The sequence below is a fragment of the Paraburkholderia phenoliruptrix genome, assembly GCF_019511605.1.
Taxonomy (GTDB): Bacteria; Pseudomonadota; Gammaproteobacteria; order Burkholderiales; family Burkholderiaceae; genus Paraburkholderia; species Paraburkholderia phenoliruptrix_A.
Window position 1 is genome coordinate 91,366 of record NZ_JAEUAV010000024.1, and the last position, 19,802, is coordinate 111,167.

Sequence of the window (19,802 nt, forward strand, 5' to 3'; positions counted from 1 at the left end):
GAGGATTCAATGACTGAACATACTGCAACGGGATCCATGTTCGACCCGGCGCTGCTGCGCCCGGCGATCATGGACTCATTCAAGAAACTCACGCCGCGCACGCAGTTGCGTAATCCCGTGATGTTCTGCGTCTACGTGGGCAGCATTCTGACGACGGTTCTATGGTTCGCCGCGCTCGCCGGCGAGGCCGAGGCGCCCGCGGGCTTCATTCTCGCCGTCACGCTGTGGTTGTGGTTCACGGTGCTGTTCGCGAACTTCGCGGAAGCGCTCGCCGAGGGGCGCTCGAAGGCGCAGGCTGCGGCGCTTCGCAGCGCGAAGAAAGACGTGATGGCGAAAAAGCTCAACGAGCCGCATCCGAAGTCGCCGGTGCGTATCGTCACGGCTTCGGACTTGCGCCGCGGCGACGTCGTGCTGGTCGAGACGGGCGACGTGATTCCCGCCGACGGCGAAGTGCTCGAGGGCGTCGCTTCCGTCGACGAATCGGCGATCACCGGCGAATCCGCGCCGGTGATCCGCGAGTCGGGCGGCGACTTTTCGTCGGTAACGGGCGGCACGCGCGTGCTGTCCGACTGGATCGTGGTGCGCGTCACGGCGAACCCAGGCGAGGCGTTTCTCGACCGCATGATCGCAATGGTCGAGGGCGCGAAGCGGCAAAAAACGCCGAACGAGATCGCGCTGACCATTCTGCTGGTTGCGTTGACCATCGTCATGTTGCTCGCCACCGCGACGTTGCTGCCGTTCTCGATGTTTTCGGTGGAAGCCGCGCATCTGGCGAATGCGGCGGGGCATGTGGTGACGATTACCGCGCTGGTCGCGCTGCTGGTGTGCCTGATTCCGACCACCATCGGCGGACTGTTGTCGGCAATCGGCGTGGCCGGCATGAGCCGCATGATGCAGGCGAACGTCATTGCGACTTCCGGCCGCGCGGTGGAAGCGGCCGGCGACGTGGACGTGCTGCTGCTCGACAAGACCGGCACGATCACGCTCGGCAACCGCCAGGCGTCGCTCTTCATTCCTGCACCCGGTCTTACGGAGGAGGCGCTCGCGGACGCGGCCCAGCTTTCGTCGCTCGCCGACGAGACACCCGAAGGCCGCAGCATCGTCGTGCTGGCGAAGCAGCGCTTCAATATCCGGCAGCGCGATATGGCGTCGCTGCACGCGGAGTTTCTCGCCTTCACGGCGCAAACACGCATGAGCGGCGTCGATCTGCCCAATCGGCAAATCCGCAAGGGCGCAGCCGACGCCGTGAAGCATTATGTCGAAGCGCACGGCGGCCGCTTTCCGAACGAAGTCAGCAACGCAGTGGCCGAGGTCGCGCGGCGCGGCAGCACGCCGCTCGTGGTCGCGGAGAAAGGGCAGCAGGGCGCGCGCGTGCTGGGCGTGATCGAGTTGAAGGACGTGGTGAAAGGCGGCATCAAGGAGCGCTTTGCCGAACTGCGCAGAATGGGCATCAAGACCGTGATGGTGACGGGCGACAACCGCCTGACCGCCGCGGCCATCGCGGCTGAAGCCGGCGTGGACGATTTTCTTGCCGAAGCCACGCCCGAAGCGAAGCTCGCCACCATCCGCGCGCATCAGGCCGAAGGCCGGCTCGTCGCGATGACCGGCGACGGCACCAACGACGCCCCCGCGCTCGCACAGGCCGATGTGGCAGTGGCGATGAACACCGGCACGCAGGCCGCCAAAGAAGCCGGCAACATGGTGGACCTCGATTCGAATCCGACCAAGCTGATCGAGATCGTTGAGATCGGCAAACAGATGCTGATGACGCGTGGCTCCCTGACCACGTTCTCGATTGCAAACGACCTCGCCAAATACTTCGCGATCATTCCGGCCGCGTTCGCGACCACTTATCCGGCGTTGAATGCGCTGAACGTGATGCACCTCGCGACGCCTGCCTCCGCGATCATGTCGGCGGTCATTTTCAATGCGCTGATTATCGTGCTGCTGATTCCGCTCGCGCTGAAGGGCGTGCGGTATCGGGCGCTTGGCGCAGCCGTTCTGTTGCGGCGCAATCTGCTCGTCTACGGGCTTGGCGGAATCGTGGTGCCGTTCATCGGCATCAAGTTGATCGATATGGTGCTGGCCGCATGCGGCTGGGTTTAACGCAGCTACGAGGAAACAATCATCATGCAGAATATGTTGCGTCCGTTGGTCGTCATTTTTGCGGTGCTGAGCGCCGTGACCGGTCTCGCTTATCCCGCGTTGGTGACCGCAATCGGTCAGACGTTCATGCGCGACGAGGCGAATGGCAGTCTGATTGAGCACGACGGCAAGGTGGTCGGCTCGAAGCTGATCGGTCAGCAGTTCGATGCGCCGCAGTACTTCTGGGGACGTCTGTCGGCGACGAGTCCGATGCCCTATAACGCGCAGGCTTCGGGCGGCTCGAACTTCGGGCCGACCAATCCTGCGTTGCTCGACGAAGTGAAAGGCCGCATCGACGCGTTGAAGGCCGCCGGTACCGATCTTTCGAAGCCGGTGCCGGTGGATCTCGTGACCTCGTCGGGCAGCGGCCTCGACCCCGAGATCAGCCCGGCGGCCGCCGCGTATCAGATCGCGCGAGTGGCAAAAGCGCGCGGGCTGCCGACGAACGACGTAGGAGCGCTGGTCGAGCGTTATACGAGCGGGCGTCAATTCGGCGTGTTGGGAGAGCCGCGCGTGAACGTGCTGCAACTGAACCTCGCACTCGACGAAAGGACTGGTGGTTGAGTGCCGTGCTCGCGTAAAGCGGTTGCGTCAGCGGCGTTTCGCTGATGTGCGTGGATGGTGGCGTCATTGAGCCGATGAGCGGGCAGCATGTGTATGCGTGAGAGGTGACCATGCGGGGCCCATTTGCCGCGAAGCCGCCGTCGTGCCACCATTGCACGCAAACCCGCACGCAAAACCACAGGCATAGAACGACAACACCGAAGCATGAACCGCCCCGATCCTGACGAACTGCTCGACAAACTGCAGCGCGACGAACAAAAACGTCAGCGCGGCAAGCTGAAGATTTTCTTCGGCGCGTCGGCGGGCGTCGGCAAGACCTATGCGATGTTGCAGGCGGCGCGTCGCCGTCGCGATGAGGGCGCGGACGTGCTGGTCGGCATCGCCGAAACGCATGGACGCGGCGAAACCGCCGCGCTGCTCGAAGGTCTCGAGCTGTTGCCGCTCGCGCAGATCGAATACCGTGGCCGCAAGCTCGGCGAGTTCGACCTCGACGCGGCGCTCGCGCGCAAGCCGCAACTAATCCTCGTCGACGAGCTCGCGCATTCGAACGTGCAGGGCGCGCGGCATCTGAAGCGCTGGCAGGACGTCTATGAACTGCTCGACGCCGGCATCGACGTGTACACCACGGTCAACGTTCAGCATCTGGAGAGCCTGAACGACGTGGTGGGGCAAATTACCGGCATTCGCGTGTGGGAGACCGTGCCCGACCGCGTGTTCGATCGCGCCGACGAAGTCACGCTGGTCGATCTGCCTGCCGAGGAACTGCTCGATCGCATGCGCGACGGCAAGGTGTACCTCGCGCAGCAGGCCGAGCGCGCGGTGCGCAATTTCTTTCGCAAAGGAAATCTGATCGCACTGCGCGAGCTGGCGCTACGCCGCACGGCGGACCGTGTCGACGCGCAGATGCACGAGTATCGAGCCGACCGTTCGATCGAGCGCATCTGGCAGGCGCGCGAGCGTTTGCTGGTGTGCGTGGGCCCCGGTCCCGAAGCGCCGACGCTGGTGCGCGCGGCGGCGCGTCTTGCCGCCAGTCTGAAGGCGGACTGGATTGCCGTGTATGTCGAAACACCGGCATTGCAGCGCTTGCCCGACGCGCGCCGCGAACGCACGCTCAATGCGTTGAAGCTTGCCGCGGAACTGGGCGCGGAAACCGCCACGCTCGCCGGCACGGATGCGGTTGCCGCGCTCACCGGTTATGCGCAGGCTCGCAACGTGTCGAAGCTGGTGGCAGGTGCATCGACGCGTACCGGCATCGCACGCTGGTTGCGCCGGCCGCTTGGCGAGCGCCTCGCCGAGCAGGGAAGCCATGCCGACATCACGCTGATCGGCTTGTCGTCCGCCGGTGGCAGCGGCGAGCAGCGCCGCCTGCTCGACACGACCGCCAACGCCTGGCGCGACGCGTTGAGCGCCGCGCGCGAGCGCCGCTCGCCGCCCCGCGCATACGCGTTTGCGCTGGCAATCTGCGCGGGCATTACCGCGGTGGCAAGCCAATTGCTCGCACGTATCGATCTGACCAACCTCGTGATGCTGTACCTGCTCGGCGTGATCTTTGCCGCGGCGAAACTGGGGCGCGGGCCGGGCGTGCTGCTGTCATTCCTTAGCGTGGCCGCCTTCGACTTTTTCTTCGTGCCGCCGCGCTTGTCGTTGTCGGTGTCGGACACGCAGTATCTGCTGACGTTCTTCGGCATGTTGCTGACTTCGCTGGTGATCAGCCATCTCACCTCCAGCTTGCGGCGCGAAGCGCGGGTCGCGCGGCGCCGCGAACAGCGCACCGGTGCGATGTATGCGATGGCGCGCGAACTCGCGGCCGCGTTGACCGCCGAGCAGATTGTCGGCATAGGCAGCCGCCACGTGAGCGAGGTGTTCGGCGCGCGCGTCGCGATCCTGCTGCCCGACAGTGCGGACCGGGTCCGACAGAAGATCGAAGACGCGGACGCAGCGATCACGCTCGAAGGCGAACTGCTCGATACCGACGTCGGCCAGTGGACCTACGATCACCAGAAGCCGGCCGGGCACGGCACCGATACGCTGCCGGCGGCGGCCGCCCTCTACCTTCCACTGAAGGCGCCGATGCGCACGCGCGGCGTGCTCGCCGTCGTGTTGCGCGACGAACGCGAGCTGAGCGTGCCGGAGCAGCAACGCATGCTCGACGCGTTCGCCGCACAAATCGCGCTCGCGCTGGAACGCGTGCATTACGTGGATATCGCACGCGACGCGCTGGTCAGTATGGAATCCGAACGATTGCGCAACTCGCTACTGTCCGCGATTTCGCACGACTTGCGTACGCCGCTCACGACCATCGTGGGCTTTTCGTCGATGCTCGCGCAGTCGCGCGAGCAGGCGGGCGACGCGCGGCGCGACGATGAACTCGTGGAAGCGATCCATGAAGAAGCGCTGCGCATGACGGGCATCGTGACGAATCTGCTCGACATGGCGCGCTTGCAGGCGGGCAGCCTGCAACTGAATCGCCAATGGACGCTGCTGGAGGAAACCGTGGGCGCCGCGCTGCGCGCCTGCCGCCGCGTACTGGCCGGGCACCCGGTTCGGGTCGAACTGGCAGCCGATTTGCCGCTGCTTCATCTCGACGCCGTGCTGATGGAGCGGCTCTTCTCGAACCTTTTCGAAAACGCGGCGAAATACACGCCGCCGGGTACGCCGTTGACCATCGGCGCGCAACGCTTCGACGAGGACGGCAAGTCGTTCGTCCGCGTGAGCGTCGACGACAACGGACCCGGCCTGCCCGCCGGCATGGAAGCACGCGTGTTCGAGAAGTTCACGCGCGGCGAGAAGGAGTCGGCGAAGCCCGGCATCGGCCTCGGCCTTGCGATTTGCCGCGCGATCGTCGAGGCGCACGGCGGCAGCATAGGCGCGATCAATCGGGTATCGGCGCAAGGTGCAGGGCCGCTGGCTGCGGCGGGAGCCGGCGGCCGCGTCGAAGGCGCGCGTTTCTGGTTTACGCTGCCGGTGGACACGCCGCCCGACGTAACGCACGCTGCCGATGCGCTGGAAGAAGAATCCGCCGACAATCTGCGTCCCGACCCGCCCCCGACCGAGCCTGCCAGACCCGCCCATGAGTGACCTCAGCACCACCGTCGTTCTGATTGAAGACGAAAAGCAGATCCGCCGTTTCGTGCGCGCGGCGCTCGAAGGCGAGGGCATGGTCGTGCACGACGCCGAAACCGGCAAGCAGGGTCTCGTGGAAGCGGCCACGCGCAAGCCCGACCTCGTCATCGTCGATCTCGGCCTGCCCGACACCGACGGGCTCGACGTGATCCGCGAACTGCGCGGCTGGAGCGAATTGCCGGTGATCGTGCTGTCGGCGCGCACCCAGGAAAGCGAAAAGGTCGCGGCGCTCGACGCCGGTGCCGACGACTACCTTACCAAGCCGTTCGGCGTGTCGGAACTGCTTGCGCGGATTCGCGCGCATCTGCGGCGGCGTAATCAGGGCGGCGCGAACGAATCGCCGCAGGTGCGCTTCGGCGCGGTGAGTGTGGATCTCGCGTTGCGGCAGGTCACGCGCGACGGCGCGGCGGTGCATCTGACGCCGATCGAGTACCGGCTGCTCGCGACGCTGGTGCGCCATGCCGGCCGCGTGCTGACGCACCGGCAGCTGCTGCGCGACGTCTGGGGGCCGTCACATGTCGAGAGCCATCACTATCTGCGCATCTACATGGCGCATCTGCGCGGCAAGCTCGAGCGCGACCCCGCCCAGCCCGAGCACATTGTCACGGAGACGGGCGTGGGCTACCGGCTGGTCGGCGTCGCCTGAGCATCGCGGCGTGCGTAGCCGGGCGCAACCACGGCGGCGCCGTTATAATTACGGACCGTAAGGACGGCCTTGCGCTATTCACAAACGGGGACGGCCCCATCTGATTATGGAGCTGTTCCATGTCCTGGATTCTTCTGTTCATCGCCGGTCTGCTGGAAGTCGCCTGGGCGGCGGGCCTCAAGAGTTCCGAAGGTTTCACGCGCCTGTGGCCTTCTGTTTTCACCCTCGTCACCGCTACCGGCAGCTTTGTCCTGCTGGCCATGGCAATGCGGCACTTGCCGCTCGGCACAGCCTACGCGGTGTGGACGGGCATCGGCGCGGTCGGCGCTTTTGTGTTCGGCATCGTCATGATGGGCGAAGCGCTGACGCTCGCGCGCGTGGCAAGCGCCGCGCTGATCGTCGTCGGACTGATCGGGCTCAAACTCTCGTCCGGACACTGAGCGCGGCAGGGGCAACACGCACACGCGCCGGCTCGAGCCGGCGCGCCCCCTGGGCGCCAATTTGCGAGCCACTCTGCGTTCTGCGAATTAACGTGGCTATAATGAGATCGACACCAACCTGAAATTGCCCGCGGCCTGCTCGGCGCGGCCGGCTCGGCGCGGGTCTGACGACTTCGGTGTGGCGGCTCATTGCTGATTGGCCTCCCGGAGCGCCCGGCACGCGCGGCGAGCCTGGAGGCGGCCATGCTTGAATCACTTTCGCTTGCTGCGGGGCTCTCATGGGGCAGCGGCCTGCGCCTCTACCTGACGGTCCTGCTGGCCGGCGTATTCGAGCGCCTCGGCCTCGTCCATCTTCCCGATACGTTGTCCGCGCTGTCCTCGCCGTGGGTGATCGGCGTGGCCGCGGTGCTGACCGTCACCGAATTTCTCGCCGACAAGATTCCCGCGTTCGACTCCCTGTGGGACGCGGTTCACACGTTCATCCGCATTCCGGCCGGCGCCGTGCTTGCGGCCGGCGCGCTGGGTCACGCCGATCCGGCACTGCTGACCGTCGCCGCACTCGCGGGCGGCACGCTCGCGGGCACCGCGCATCTGACGAAAGCGGGGACCCGCGCGCTGATCAATCTGTCGCCGGAGCCGGTGTCCAATGTCGTCACCTCGACCGCTGAAGACGGCTTTGTGTTCGGCGGCATTCTGCTTGCGCTGTTCGTGCCGCTGCTGTTTCTGGTGCTGATCGTGGGCTTTCTCGTGCTCGCCGGCTGGGTGTTGCCGCGCTTGTGGCGCGGCGTGCAGGGCGGCTTTCGCGGCATGGCGACGCATATGGTGTCGCGCCTCGCGAGGAGCCGGCACGAGTGAGCGATACGGTTCGAGGTTCAACGGCGCGGGTCGCCGCACCGGCGGCGCGCCGTTTTAGCCGCGCCGATCTGCTGCGCCAGGCGCTGCGCATGACCGCGCGTGACTGGCGCGCGGGCGAGCTCACGATGCTGCTGCTTGCGCTCGTGCTTGCCGTGGCAGCGCTTTCCAGCGTCGGCTTTCTCGCTGACCGTCTGCATCAGGGGCTCGAGCGCGACGCAAGGCGCATGATTGCCGCCGACTTCATCGTGCGCGCCGATCATCCGGTGGATGCGCAGTTCGCGCGCGAGGCCGCGGCGCTGGGCCTGAACACCGCGACCACGGCTATCTTTCCCAGCATGATCAACTCGACCGGCGCGCAGCCCGTGTCGCGGCTCGCCGCGATCAAGGCGGTGTCGCCGGGGTATCCGTTGCGCGGCGCGCTGCGCATTGCGCAAGGGCCAGGCGCAGCCGATCGCGCGGCGCAGTCCATTCCGGCGCCGGGCACCGTGTGGGTCGATCAGCAACTGCTCGACGCGCTGAAAGTGCGGGTCGGCGACACGGTGAAGGTCGGCAACCGCAGCTTCACGATCGGCGCGATGATTACGCGGGAACTGGACCGCGGCTTCTCATTCGTCAACTTCTCGCCGCGTCTGATGATGCGTGCCGACGAAGTGCAGTCCACCGGCCTCATCACGTTCGGCAGCCGCGTCACGTACCGGCTGCTGGTGGCGGGCGCGGACGCGTCGGTGGCGCGCTTTGCGCAGTTCGCGCATGGCAGGGTGGATGGCGGCAAGATGCGCGGCGTCGCGCTCGAATCGTTGCAGGACGGCCAGCCGCAAGTGCGGCAAACGCTCGATCGCGCGAGTCATTTCCTGACGCTGGTGTCGCTGCTGACCGCGCTGCTTGCGGCGGTTGCCATTGCCATGGCCGCGCATCGGTATATGCGGCGGCATCTGGACGGCTGCGCGGCGATGCGCTGTCTCGGCGTCAGTCAGGCCACGTTGCGCGCACTGTTCACGCTCGAATTCGTGGGCGTGGGCGTTGCGGGCGGCCTGCTCGGCGTGGCGCTCGGGTTTCTCGGCCACCTCGCGTTGCTGACCTGGCTTGGCAGTCTGATCGACGTCGAATTGCCGTACCCGAGCGCATGGCCCGCGCTCCAGGGCGTTGCCGCGGGTCTCGTGCTGCTGCTGGGTTTCGCGTTGCCGCCACTGTTGCCGCTCACGCGCGTGCCGCCTGTGCGAGTGCTGCGCCGCGAGTGGGGGGAAGCCGGGCGCACGGCGTGGGCCGCATATGGAGTCGGCATCGTGCTGTTTGCCGCGCTGCTGATCGTTGCGGCAGGCGAACTGAAGCTCGGCGGTATTGTCGCCGGCGGTTTCGCGGGCGGGCTGCTGGTGTTCGCCTGCATCGCGCGGCTCGCGCTGTGGGCTGCGGCGCGCGTGGTGCGCAGCGAGCGCGTGAATGCGGGAATCGGCTGGCGCTACGCGTTGGCTTCGCTCGAGCGGCGCAGCGGCGCCAGCGCGTTGCAGATCACCGCGCTCGGCATTGGCCTGATGTGCCTGCTGTTGATCGCGATGACGCGCAACGATCTGGTGGCGGGCTGGCGCAAATCGACGCCGCCCGATGCGCCGAACGAATTCATCATCGACATACAGCCCGGTCAGCGCGACGCGGTTACCCGTTATCTAGGCACGCACGGCGTGCCGGGCACAGTGCTCTCGCCGATGGTGCGCGGCCGCCTCACGGCGATCAACGGCAAGGCAGTCAACGCGGATTCGTTCAAGGGCGACGACGCCAAGCGGTTGGTCGACCGCGAATTCAATCTGTCGTACACGACGCAGTTGCCGGACGACAATCGTATTTCCGCCGGCAAGTGGTACGGCGACACCGCGACCCCGCAGATTTCGATTGAAGAAGGGCTCGCGAAGCTGATCAACGTGAAGACCGGCGACGTGCTGCGTTTCGACGTGACGGGTTTGCAGATCGACGCGCCGGTCACGAGCGTGCGCAAGCTCGACTGGGGTTCGTTCAAGGTCAACTTCTTCGTGCTGATGCCGCCTGCCGCGTTGCAGGATTTCCCGGCGACCTTCATCACGAGCTTCCATTTGCCGCCGGAAGAACGCGCGACCATCGACGGTCTGATCGCTGCCTATCCGAATCTCACGGCTATCGACACAGGTCCGATTCTCGCGCAAGTGCAGCGCGTGCTGCAGCAGGTGATCGGCGCCGTGCAGTTTCTGTTCGCGTTCACGCTTGCGGCGGGCGTGCTGGTACTGTACGCGGCGCTCGCCGGCACGCGCGACGAGCGTATGCGAGAATCCGCGCTGCTGCGCGCGCTGGGCGCGTCGCACGGCCAGGTGCGCACGGTGCAGGTTGCCGAGTTCGTCGCGGTCGGCGCGCTGGCCGGGCTGATGGCCGCGGTCGGCGCGCAGATTATCGGCTGGGTGCTCGCGACCCGCGTGTTCCAGTTCTATCTGGAGTTCAACCCGTGGTTGCTGCCCGCTGGCGTCGTGGCCGGTATTGCCTGCGCCGCTGTCGGCGGCTGGCTGAGTTTGCGGCATGTGTTGTCGCGCCCCGCATTGCAGTCGCTGCGGGACGCCTGATTATTTCCGGGTTGGTGAGTGTTGATGAGCGAGATGGATGACGAGGTGTCCGCGGCGCAGCCGACGGCCTTCGAACTGGTCGGCGGCGAAGCGCGCGTGCGCGAACTGGTCGACCGTTTTTACGATCTGATGGACCTCGAAGCCGAGTTCGCCGGCATTCGCGCGTTGCATCCCGAGTCAATGGAAGGCTCGCGCGACAAGCTGTTCTGGTTTCTATGCGGTTGGCTCGGCGGTCCCGACCACTACATCAGCCGCTTTGGGCATCCGCGTTTGCGCGCGCGGCATCTGCCGTTCGCGATTGCGTCGAGCGAGCGCGACCAGTGGCTACGCTGCATGGCCTGGGCCATGGAAGACATCGGGCTTGCAGAGCCGCTCAGGGAACGCCTGCTCGGTTCGTTCTTCGAAACGGCGGACTGAATGCGCAACCGCAATGGCTGACGAAGAGGGCGCGGTGCCGGAGTGCGCGGCATCAGATCGCGGGCCGAGTGGTTCGACGTCAGTAGAGCGCACCGCTTACAGCGCGCTCCCGCCGCAAGCCCGCGAGGTGCTCGACTGCTGGTTCGGTTCGCCCGATGCTCCGGACTTTGGTCAGGCGCGCAAGCTGTGGTTTTCCGCCGACGAAGCGTTCGACGCCATGCTGCGCGAACGTTTCGGAAACCTGATCGATGCTGCGCTGGACTCTCGCCTCGACAGTTGGGCCGCCACGCCGCTCGGCGCGTTGGCGCTCGTGATCGTGCTGGACCAGTTTTCGCGCAACTGCCATCGCGATACGGCGCGCGCGTTCGCGGCGGACCGCAAGGCGTTGCAGATCGCCCAGCAGATGGTGGCGAGCGGTGCGGATCGCCGCTTGCCTGGCGTGCATCATCGGGCGTTCGCGTATCTGCCGTTCGAACACGACGAAACGCCGGCGAGCCAGCAGGAATCGCTGCGTCTTTTCAAGGCGCTCGCCGATGAGCCGGGCGGCGCTTCGTATTATCCGTTTGCCGTGAGGCACGCCGAGATCGTCGCGCGCTTCGGGCGCTTTCCGCATCGCAATGCACTGCTCGGACGGCAGTCGACGGCAGAGGAAACGGCTTTCTTGCGCGAGCCGGGATCGTCGTTCCAGTCGCGTCGGAGGAAAGGGGCCGGGGCGCGCAGGGGTTAAGAGGGCGCTGCCGGTCGATGCGCGGTGCGGGACAGTTGGCACGGCGCGGCAGGGGGGCGCGCCACTGCGTTACTCCGCTGTCGGAACAACGGGCTACTGCGCTACTGCGCCACCGGCTTACTGGGCCAACGCGCTACTGCATCACTGCACATTCACCACCGCACGTTAATCACCGCACGACGACCGCTACCGCTGCACGTCGATCAACACTCGTCGACCGGCACCGCTGCACCTCGATCACCGCACCACTGCACCCCTGCGCGCCTCCAAGTGCAGCAAAGCGCCGCGTATTGCGCGATGCCGGCGCGCGTTGCCATCACAACGATTCGTTGCGCTCACAACCACGGCCGCGCGCTCACGGACCATCGGCCGCAGCCGGCGCGGCCGTCGGCGTGCGCACGAACACGCGCAGCAGTTCGTCGTTGTCGCCGGGCCGCGCCCCGGTCCAGAAGAGCCGCCAGTCGCCTGCCGGGAGCAAGGCGTTGGTGCGGCGGCTTTCGACGATGAGCCAGGTGCAGGCCGTTGCGCGTTCGTTCGCGCCCGGCTGATGCTCGATGCCCGTGTAGTAATAGAGCATGGGCGCCTCGGATTCGCCAAGCCCGATGCTCGCCATGCAATCGCCGTCGTTCCATTCCCGATTCAGCGCGGCGCCGAGGTTTTCGAACACCGAGCGGTAGCTCTTCGCATAGTCGAGCCAGGGCAACAGCAACGTGCTGACGAGTCCCCACGCGACGATTGCCCCCGCGCACCAGCTGAGCGCGCCGCGCCACTTGCCGGTGTACTTGAAGACGGGCAGGAGCCACAGCCAGCCGAGCGTCATCAGCAGCGCGGCGGCGAGCAGGCCGGGTTTCACTGGCAACACCCAGTCGAGCGGCAGCCACCGGCCGAGCCGATGCAGCGAAGCGTGCGCAGTGACCGGACTGCTCATGATCGACCAGACGATCCATGCGAGTGCCACCGTGCTGCCGAACAGCACGCGGCTCGTCATGTCCCAGACCGTATGCAGACGCCGTGGGAGCCGCTCGACGCCTTGCATCGCGAGCAGCGCAAGCGGCGCGATGAACGGCAGGATGTAGAGCTCGCGGATCGTCGCCGATGTTTGCAGCACGGCGAAACCGACGCCCGCGAAAATGGTCGGCAACATGACGCACGGATCGCGCCAGCGCCGCCACGCACCGCCCGCGAGCGCGGCCAGCGCGAGCGGCACGGCCGGAAAACCGACGCTCAGCACCGTGCGCAGCACGAACAGCCGGCTTTCGCTTTCCGAGCCGAGTTGTGCGACCGAAAAGCCGAAGAAACGGCCGATGTTGTTGTCCCAGAGCCAGATCCTGAAGAGCGTCTCGGAGCGCAGATAAAAGCAGATCGGCCAGATCAGCGCGAACGGCGCCAGCACCAGCGCCGCAATGCCCAGGGCGGCTGCGAAGCTGCGGCTGCGACAGGCGGGATAGAGCGCAAGCGCTGCGCAGGTCGTCGCGCCGAATACCAGCGGCACAAACAGCCCCTTGGCGAGGAACGCGACGCCCACGCCTGAGCCGAACATTGCCGCGCCGCTCACAATCGCATGGCGGCGCGTGCGCGCCGCTTCGCCGGAGGGGCCGCCTCGCGCGCCATCGTCGCGAAGATGCACTAGCACCAGTTCAAAGAGCCCGCAAAAGCCAATGGCAGCGCCCGCCATGAGTGCGACGTCGGTCATCATGTCGTGGATGTGCTTGACGACGACGAGCGTGCCGCCAAACAGCGCCAACGTGCCGAGCACGCGCAGGTCGAACCAGCTGGACGCGTCCACCGCGCGGCGTGCGGCGCGGGCGGTGTAGTAGACGGTCAGGCCCGCGAACAGCGCGCTCGCGAGCCGTGCGGCGTCGTGCAACGGCAGATAGCGACCGAACATCCATGCGAGGCCCGCGGCGACCCAGTCGTAGACCGGAGGTTTTTCGACAAACGGCTGGCCCGCATTGGTGGGCACGACGAGATCGCCGGTGTCGAGCATGTGCTGGACGATGCCGAACGTGTAGGTTTCGTCCTGCTTCCAGGGATCGTGTCCCAAGGTGCCCGGCAACAGCCACGCGCACAGGATCGCCAGCGCGACGAGCCACATCAGCGGACGGACGGTGCTGAGCGCGCGCCAGCGTGCGCCGCCGCTCGGGCGATCCGCAGCCGGCAAGCCGAGGGCAGGTTGAGCGCCAGCGTTTGGTGCGGGCGGCCGTGCAGGCTTGGCGGGGCGGGTGGGCGCGGCGGCTGTGGAGGTCTGGGCGTCGGCCGCGCTTACGTTGTTCGGGCTGATCGGGCCGTTCACGCCGCTGACGCCGCTCATCCCGCTCTGGGGGGCGTCGGCTGACCGCGCCTGCTGCGCGTGATCGACGAGGCCCGTTGTCGCGGACACCGCTGTCGCGGCGCTCCCCTTGCGCCACGCTGTGGAAGACTTTTCTTGCATGAAACGATCTCTGGTCGCGGTGTGCGGCAAACCGGTTGCGCACACGATGTTCTAGCTTGCGTCACGCGAGTCCGCGCAATCGTCGCGATTGTAGTCTCCCATTATTACGGTTGATTACAGGCGCGGCGGCGCACAGATGCTGCGATTGGGCGTGCCGCGGCGATGCCTGGTATCGCACAGGGAGGCGACGGAGAGCGGGGAGAGCTGGGAGAACGCGAAGAGCCGGAAAAGCGGAAAAGCGGAAAAGCGGAAAAGCGGAAAAGCGGAAAAGCGGCGCCTGTTAAAGGCGCTGCCCGGCGGCGGGCAGCGCATAAGAACGACCGCCGCTACATGTCGAAAGAACCGCAGCGAGCCGCTAGCGTCCGCCTGCCACGTCGAGTATCGCGCCGGTCACGTACGACGCCGCGTCGCTCAACAGCCAGACGATGGTTTGTGCAACTTCGTCGGCGCTGCCGGGACGCCCTAACGGGGTCGTCGCACCAAGCTGGGCGGCGCGCTCTGGCTTGCCGCCGCTCGCGTGAATCTCGGTGTCGATGAGGCCGGGCCGCACCGCGTTGACACGCACGCCTCGCGGCCCCAGCTCTTTCGCGAGGCCGAGCGTCAGCGTGTCGATTGCGCCTTTGGAGCCTGCATAGTCGACGTATTCGTTGGGGGAGCCCAAGCGCGCCGCCGCGGAGGACACATTGACGATCACGCCGCCTGCGCCGCCCCGATCCGTCGACATGCGCCGCGCGGCTTCGCGCGCGCACAGATAGGCGCCGAGCACGTTCACATCGAATATGCGCGTGAGGCGCGCGAGGTCCATGTCGGCAAGCGGCATGGACGGCGCAACGATGCCCGCGTTGTTGACGAGCGCGTCGACCCGCCCAAACGCTCGTGTGACCGCATCGAACATGGCGACTACGTCGGCTTCTTTCGCGACGTCGCCGGCAACCGGCAGCGCCCGCCCGCCGGCACGCTCGACTTCGGCGACGGTTTGTTCGGCAGCGCGAAGGTTTTGCGCGTAGTTCACGCCCACCGACCAGCCGCGCTCGCCGAGCAGGCGCGCGGTCGCGCGGCCTATGCCGCGGCTGCCGCCGGTGATCAGAACGGTTTGAGTCATCGCAGCCTCGACTGGCAAGTAGTTAAGCGTCAGGTTCCAACGGAAAACGAAAGGGAAACGCGGTCATTCGGCGGCAGGGACCGCAGCAAGCCCAACCGCGACAACGGCAGAGGCCACAGCAATTGCATCCGCGACAACGGCAGACGCCGCAGCTACCGCATCTGCAACCACGGCCGCCGGTGCAACGGCGACCCCGACCTGAAGTCCATCCTCTACAACAGCAGACGCGGCAACTACCGCATCCGCAACCACGGCCGCCGGTGCGATAGCGCCCCCGGCCTGAAGTCCACCCTCAACAACGGCGTCGAGTCCACGCCGCAACCCAAGCGCGAATCAAACGGCATCGCGCTTGATGGCCCATTTGTCGGCGGCGGGCGGCTGATAGCGTTGCAGCTTGCCGATCAACGCAGCGGGATCGGCGTCCATCTGCAGAATGTCTAGATACGTTTGCCGCATGAAGCCTTCTTCCACCGTGTGCTGCAACAGCTTGATCAACGGATCGTAAAAGCCGTCGATGTTCAGTAGTGCAACAGGTTTCTGATGGTAGCCGAGCTGCGCCCACGTGTAGACCTCGAAGAACTCTTCGAGCGTGCCGGCGCCGCCAGGCATTGCGACGAACGCGTCGGACAGATCGGCCATCATCTTCTTGCGATGATGCATGTCCGGCACCACGTGCAGCTCCGTCAAGCCGTTATGGCCGACTTCCTTGTTCACGAGCAGCTCCGGAATCACGCCGATCGCGCGGCCGCCTTCGGCCATCACTGTGTCGGCGATCACGCCCATCAGTCCGACCTTGCCGCCGCCGTAGACGAGCGCGAGATCGGCCTCGACGAGCGCGCGTCCGAACGCGCGCGCGGCCTCGGCATACAGGGGTTTGGCTCCGTTCGCGGAGCCGCAGTACACACACACCGACTTCATGAAAAACGTCCTATTCGTTGCGGGGCGCGCCGCCTTCCTTGGGCGGGAGATAGTCGTAGAACTCGCGTTTTTGCAGCTTGCCCGACACGAGATCGTCGAAAATCTGCCGTGAGCGGCCGCGCAGGTAAGGCGCCATCAACGACACGATCTGCACGCTCACCTGATGCAGCTCCGCGCGAATCGCCTCCTGCTCGTTGTATTTGCGCGGATTCATCACGAACTGATACGACAGCCAGTACGTTGCGATCACACCGATATTCGTCGCGATCACCTGCAACTCGCCAGGCGTCGCCACCATTTCGCCGTCCGCGACGAGCTGGTCGCAAAATTGGCTCGCAAAGCGCACCTTGTGGCTGATGATCTGCTTGAAGTGGGTCTCGAGCGTGCGGTTGCGCGCGAGCAGGTCGTTCAGGTCGCGATACAGGAAACGATAGCGCCACGTGAAATCGACCATGTACTGCAGATACGACCACATTTCGTCGATGGTCGCGCGGTGGTCGTCCGGAAAACGCAGACGCTTTTCGATCTCCTGCTCGAACTGGCTGAAGATGCTGTTGATGATGTCGTCTTTGTTGCGGAAGTGGTAGTACAGGTTGCCTGGACTGATTTCCATTTCCTCGGCGATGGTCGTCGTCGTGACGTTCGGCTCGCCGATTTCGTTGAATAGTTTCAACGACAGTTCGAGTATCCGTTCGCGGGTGCGGCGGGGAGGTTTGGCTTCCATGTCGTCCGGCCCTGGTTACGCCGGGTTGGGCGCGCGGCGGCGTGCCGCTGCTTTTTCGGTCCACCCGGACGCGGTTGCTATTTTGAGACTGCCGGACGATTATAAACCGAGCGTGCTAATTTCAAGCGGACACTCAGGGTTTTCATTGTTCGCGACGACCACGCGCGTTAATGCGCGGGACTTGCAGCCGCCGGCGGCGCATGTCGCCCTGGCAGCGTTCACAGCCACGCGGTTACCCAATGCACCACCAGCGGGCCGACAATCAGCACCCACGTCATCAGGCACATGCCGAGCGCGACCATTACCGCGGCACTGCCCAGGTCTTTCGCGCGGCGCGACAGCTCGTGCCGTTCGAGCGAAATACGGTCGATGGCGGCTTCCACGCTTGAATTCAGCAACTCGACGATCAGCACGAGCAGCACCGAGCCGAGCAGCAACACCCGCGCCACCGGCTCGACGGGAACCAGCATGCCGCAGGGCACCAGAATCGCCGCAAGCGTCAGTTCCTGACGGAACGCGCTCTCCTCACGGATCGCGACGCGAAAGCCCGCGAGCGAGTTCTTCATCGCGTGCCAGGCTCGTGTGAGACCGCGATTGCCCTTGTACGGGTTGAAGGGCAGCGGCGCGAGCGGATCGTCGGGGCTGAGCGGTTCGTGCGAGGTTTCGTGCGATGCTTCCCGCGACCCCGGCGCGCCGCCATCCGCGCGAAGCTGGCCTGGTTGGCCCACGCCGCTGGGGTTGTGCCGGCCATTGCGGCCCTGCGCGCCGTGATGGTCCAGCGCACGCGTATCGCTCACGTCGTCGAACGGATCGGCGCTCGCGCTATCGCGGTCATCGTGCTCGCTGCGTTCGCTGGATTCGCTGCGTTCGTCGCGATGAGCGTCGCCTGGGTGGACGGCGTGCAGAACGCCGTTGGACGACGCGCGGCTCGCGGGGGAGGATCGGCGTTGCATGGGCAGCCCGGCGCGCCGCGTCACGCGGCCGCGCTTTCCTCGCGATACGAAGCGCGCGGCAACGGCTTCAGATGCGCGGCGAATTGCTCGGAGGCCGCCGCCCAGGAAAAGCGCTCGGCCCACGCCCGTGCATGCGCGCGGTCGATCTTGAGCGCTTCGAGGCACGCCTCGCGCAGGTCTTCGTTCATCGCGCCGGCACCGCCGTCGCCCAGCACGTCGATCGGGCCGGTGACCGGATAGGCCGCCACCGGCGTGCCGCAGGCGAGCGCCTCGAGGAGCACGAGGCCGAACGTGTCCGTACGGCTCGGGAACACGAACACGTCCGCTGCCGCGTAGACCTGGGCGAGTTCAGCCTGCGTGAGCACGCCAAGGTAGTTCGCTTGCGGGTAGCGCGATTTCAGTTCGGCGAGTGCCGGGCCTTCGCCCGCAACCCATTTCGAGCCGGGCAAATCGAGCTTCAGGAAAGCCTCGACGTTCTTCTCGACAGCCACGCGTCCCACGTACAGAAAAATCGGCCGCGCGGTGTTGAGCACTTTCGAATCCATCGGGTGAAAGATGTCGAGATCCACGCCGCGCGTCCACAGCACGACGTTCGTGAAACCGTACTTTTCGAGGTCGCTTTTCACCACCGGCGTCGGCGCCATCACCGCGAGCGACGGCTTGTGGAACCAGTGCAGGAACCTGTAGGTCGCCGCGAGCGGAATGCCGAAGCGCGCCTGCACATACTCGGGAAAGCGCGTGTGATAGGCCGTGGTGAACGGCAGCTTGTGCTGGATCGCGTAGGCACGGGCGGCCATGCCGAGCGGGCCTTCTGTGGCGATATGCAAGGCGTCGGGTTCGAACGCGTCGATGCGCTCGCGCAGCTTGCGGCGCGGCAGCAGCGACAGGCGGATTTCAGGGTAGGTCGGGCAGGGGATCGTCCGGAATTCGAGCGGTGTTAGCAGATCGACGCGGTGGCCGAGTTCGGTGAGCTCGCGTGTGGTGTTCTTGAGCGTGCGCACGACGCCGTTGACCTGCGGTTCCCATGCGTCGGTGACGATCATGATCTTCATCGATTCGTTCCTCGATTGTGTGCCCGGTCCGGACCAAAGCAGTTGAGAAGGGTTACGCGGTTGCCCGGGCCTTCTGCACGCCCGCTTGCGGAGCGCGCATCACGGTCCAGTAGATCACCTTGAGCTCGCCCTCATACGTTTCGACGAGTGCCGACAGGCTTTCTACCCAGTCGCCGTCGTTGCAATACAGCACGCCGTCTATGTCGCGTATCTCGGCTTTGTGAATGTGCCCGCACACCACGCCGTCGCAGCCGCGGCGGCGCGCTTCGTCGGTCATTACACGTTCGAACGACGAGATGAAGTTCACCGCGTTCTTCACCTGATGCTTCAGGTACTGCGACAGCGACCAGTACGGAAAGCCGAGCCGGCTGCGGATGCGGTTGAACCAGCGATTCAGGATCAGGATCATCGTGTAGAGCGTGTCGCCGAGATACGCGAGCCATTTCGCGTGCTGGATCACGCCGTCGAACAGATCGCCGTGCACGATCCACAGGCGCTTGCCGGCGAGCGTCGTGTGAAACGCCTCGCCGCGCACGTGAATGTCGCCGAACGCAAGGTCGCAGAACTGGCGCGCGGCTTCGTCGTGATTGCCTGGCACGTAGACGACCTGGGTGCCCTTGCGCGCTTTGCGCAGCACCTTCTGCACCACGTCGTTGTGCGCCTGGGGCCAGTACCAGCCCTTCTTCAACTGCCAGCCGTCGATGATGTCGCCGACGAGATACAGGTACTCCGACTCGTTGTGGCGCAGGAAATCGAGCAGATACGGCGCCTGGCAGCCGCTCGAGCCGAGATGGATGTCCGACAGCCAGATCGTGCGGTAGCGATGCGGCTCCGCATGGTCTTCGTCGTGCTGAGGCGTGGGCGTGTCGAGCTGCTGCGGCGTGGCCGGCAGCGGCAAACCGTGGGTCGGGCTAGGGCCGGGGCGAAACGCGACGGGGTCGACGCTCGGGCCGGTCTGGCGGAACAGGGAAGTCGCGGACGTTCTGGAGTCCATGGCTCACGCGTCGAGTTGCAGTGCCCGTATTGGGCCTACGGCGCGTGACTGTGCCATGACAGTCACGAGAACTTCTTATTACGGCGGTGAAGCGGCGGATTGGTGCGGCGGTCGAACCGCGAGGTGTCGGAG

Annotated in this window: 16 protein-coding genes; 9 read left to right on the forward strand and 7 right to left on the reverse strand. The window is 65.8% G+C overall.

Features of this window, described 5'->3' with window-relative positions; translation table 11 throughout:
- The first annotated feature begins 9 nt into the window (after positions 1–9).
- The 9 genes from kdpB to JNB89_RS24695 all read left to right on the forward strand — a co-directional run bounded on the left by kdpB (position 10) and on the right by JNB89_RS24695 (position 11,496).
- Complete coding sequence (gene kdpB, locus JNB89_RS24655; protein WP_013339904.1) at positions 10–2,106, forward strand: potassium-transporting ATPase subunit KdpB; 2,097 nt, start codon at positions 10–12, stop codon at positions 2,104–2,106.
- Between the two features lie 24 nt (positions 2,107–2,130).
- Positions 2,131–2,709, forward strand: a complete 579-nt coding sequence (gene kdpC / locus JNB89_RS24660) for a potassium-transporting ATPase subunit KdpC (RefSeq protein WP_220363929.1) — start codon at positions 2,131–2,133, stop codon at positions 2,707–2,709.
- Between the two features lie 204 nt (positions 2,710–2,913).
- Positions 2,914–5,787, forward strand: a complete 2,874-nt coding sequence (locus JNB89_RS24665; RefSeq protein WP_220363930.1) for a sensor histidine kinase — start codon at positions 2,914–2,916, stop codon at positions 5,785–5,787.
- Positions 5,780–6,478 carry a two-component system response regulator KdpE gene (gene kdpE / locus JNB89_RS24670; RefSeq protein WP_013339901.1) on the forward strand — a complete coding sequence of 233 codons (699 nt, stop codon included), beginning with the start codon at positions 5,780–5,782 and terminating at the stop codon, positions 6,476–6,478. The genes JNB89_RS24665 and kdpE overlap by 8 nt, the downstream gene beginning before the upstream one ends.
- A 119-nt stretch (positions 6,479–6,597) precedes the next feature.
- On the forward strand, positions 6,598–6,918 hold the full coding sequence (gene sugE / locus JNB89_RS24675) for a quaternary ammonium compound efflux SMR transporter SugE (RefSeq protein ID WP_220363931.1): 321 nt from the start codon (positions 6,598–6,600) through the stop codon (positions 6,916–6,918).
- Between the two features lie 243 nt (positions 6,919–7,161).
- The gene (locus JNB89_RS24680; RefSeq protein WP_013339899.1) at positions 7,162–7,773 is read left to right on the forward strand and encodes a DUF4126 domain-containing protein; all 612 of its coding nucleotides are present in this window, start codon (positions 7,162–7,164) and stop codon (positions 7,771–7,773) included.
- Positions 7,770–10,352, forward strand: a complete 2,583-nt coding sequence (locus JNB89_RS24685; protein ID WP_220363932.1) for an ABC transporter permease — start codon at positions 7,770–7,772, stop codon at positions 10,350–10,352. The genes JNB89_RS24680 and JNB89_RS24685 overlap by 4 nt, the downstream gene beginning before the upstream one ends.
- A 24-nt stretch (positions 10,353–10,376) precedes the next feature.
- Positions 10,377–10,769, forward strand: coding sequence for a group II truncated hemoglobin (locus JNB89_RS24690; RefSeq protein ID WP_220363933.1), 393 nt, complete (start codon positions 10,377–10,379; stop codon positions 10,767–10,769).
- 13 nt (positions 10,770–10,782) lie between these two features.
- Positions 10,783–11,496, forward strand: coding sequence for a DUF924 family protein (locus tag JNB89_RS24695; protein WP_222859048.1), 714 nt, complete (start codon positions 10,783–10,785; stop codon positions 11,494–11,496).
- A gap of 355 nt (positions 11,497–11,851) precedes the next feature.
- On the opposite strand, the gene JNB89_RS24700 is transcribed toward JNB89_RS24695, so the two are convergent.
- From JNB89_RS24700 to JNB89_RS24730, 7 genes are all read right to left on the reverse strand, one after another.
- A complete protein-coding gene (locus tag JNB89_RS24700) occupies positions 11,852–13,927 on the reverse strand; it encodes an ArnT family glycosyltransferase (protein WP_220363934.1) in 2,076 nt (691 codons plus the stop codon).
- 355 nt (positions 13,928–14,282) lie between these two features.
- On the reverse strand, positions 14,283–15,029 hold the full coding sequence (locus JNB89_RS24705) for an SDR family oxidoreductase (RefSeq protein ID WP_220363935.1): 747 nt from the start codon (positions 15,027–15,029) through the stop codon (positions 14,283–14,285).
- Positions 15,030–15,362: 333 nt separating this feature from the next.
- The gene (locus tag JNB89_RS24710) at positions 15,363–15,947 is read right to left on the reverse strand and encodes a TIGR00730 family Rossman fold protein (protein WP_135894882.1); all 585 of its coding nucleotides are present in this window, start codon (positions 15,945–15,947) and stop codon (positions 15,363–15,365) included.
- Between the two features lie 10 nt (positions 15,948–15,957).
- Positions 15,958–16,671 carry a TetR/AcrR family transcriptional regulator gene (locus JNB89_RS24715; RefSeq protein ID WP_013339892.1) on the reverse strand — a complete coding sequence of 238 codons (714 nt, stop codon included), beginning with the start codon at positions 16,669–16,671 and terminating at the stop codon, positions 15,958–15,960.
- Positions 16,672–16,889: 218 nt separating this feature from the next.
- Complete coding sequence (locus JNB89_RS24720; protein ID WP_220363936.1) at positions 16,890–17,624, reverse strand: diacylglycerol kinase; 735 nt, start codon at positions 17,622–17,624, stop codon at positions 16,890–16,892.
- 20 nt (positions 17,625–17,644) lie between these two features.
- Complete coding sequence (locus JNB89_RS24725; RefSeq protein WP_013339890.1) at positions 17,645–18,676, reverse strand: glycosyltransferase family 4 protein; 1,032 nt, start codon at positions 18,674–18,676, stop codon at positions 17,645–17,647.
- Between the two features lie 52 nt (positions 18,677–18,728).
- Positions 18,729–19,670: a UDP-2,3-diacylglucosamine diphosphatase gene (locus JNB89_RS24730; protein ID WP_220363937.1), complete on the reverse strand. Its 942-nt coding sequence runs from the start codon at positions 19,668–19,670 to the stop codon at positions 18,729–18,731.
- Positions 19,671–19,802: the final 132 nt, after the last annotated feature.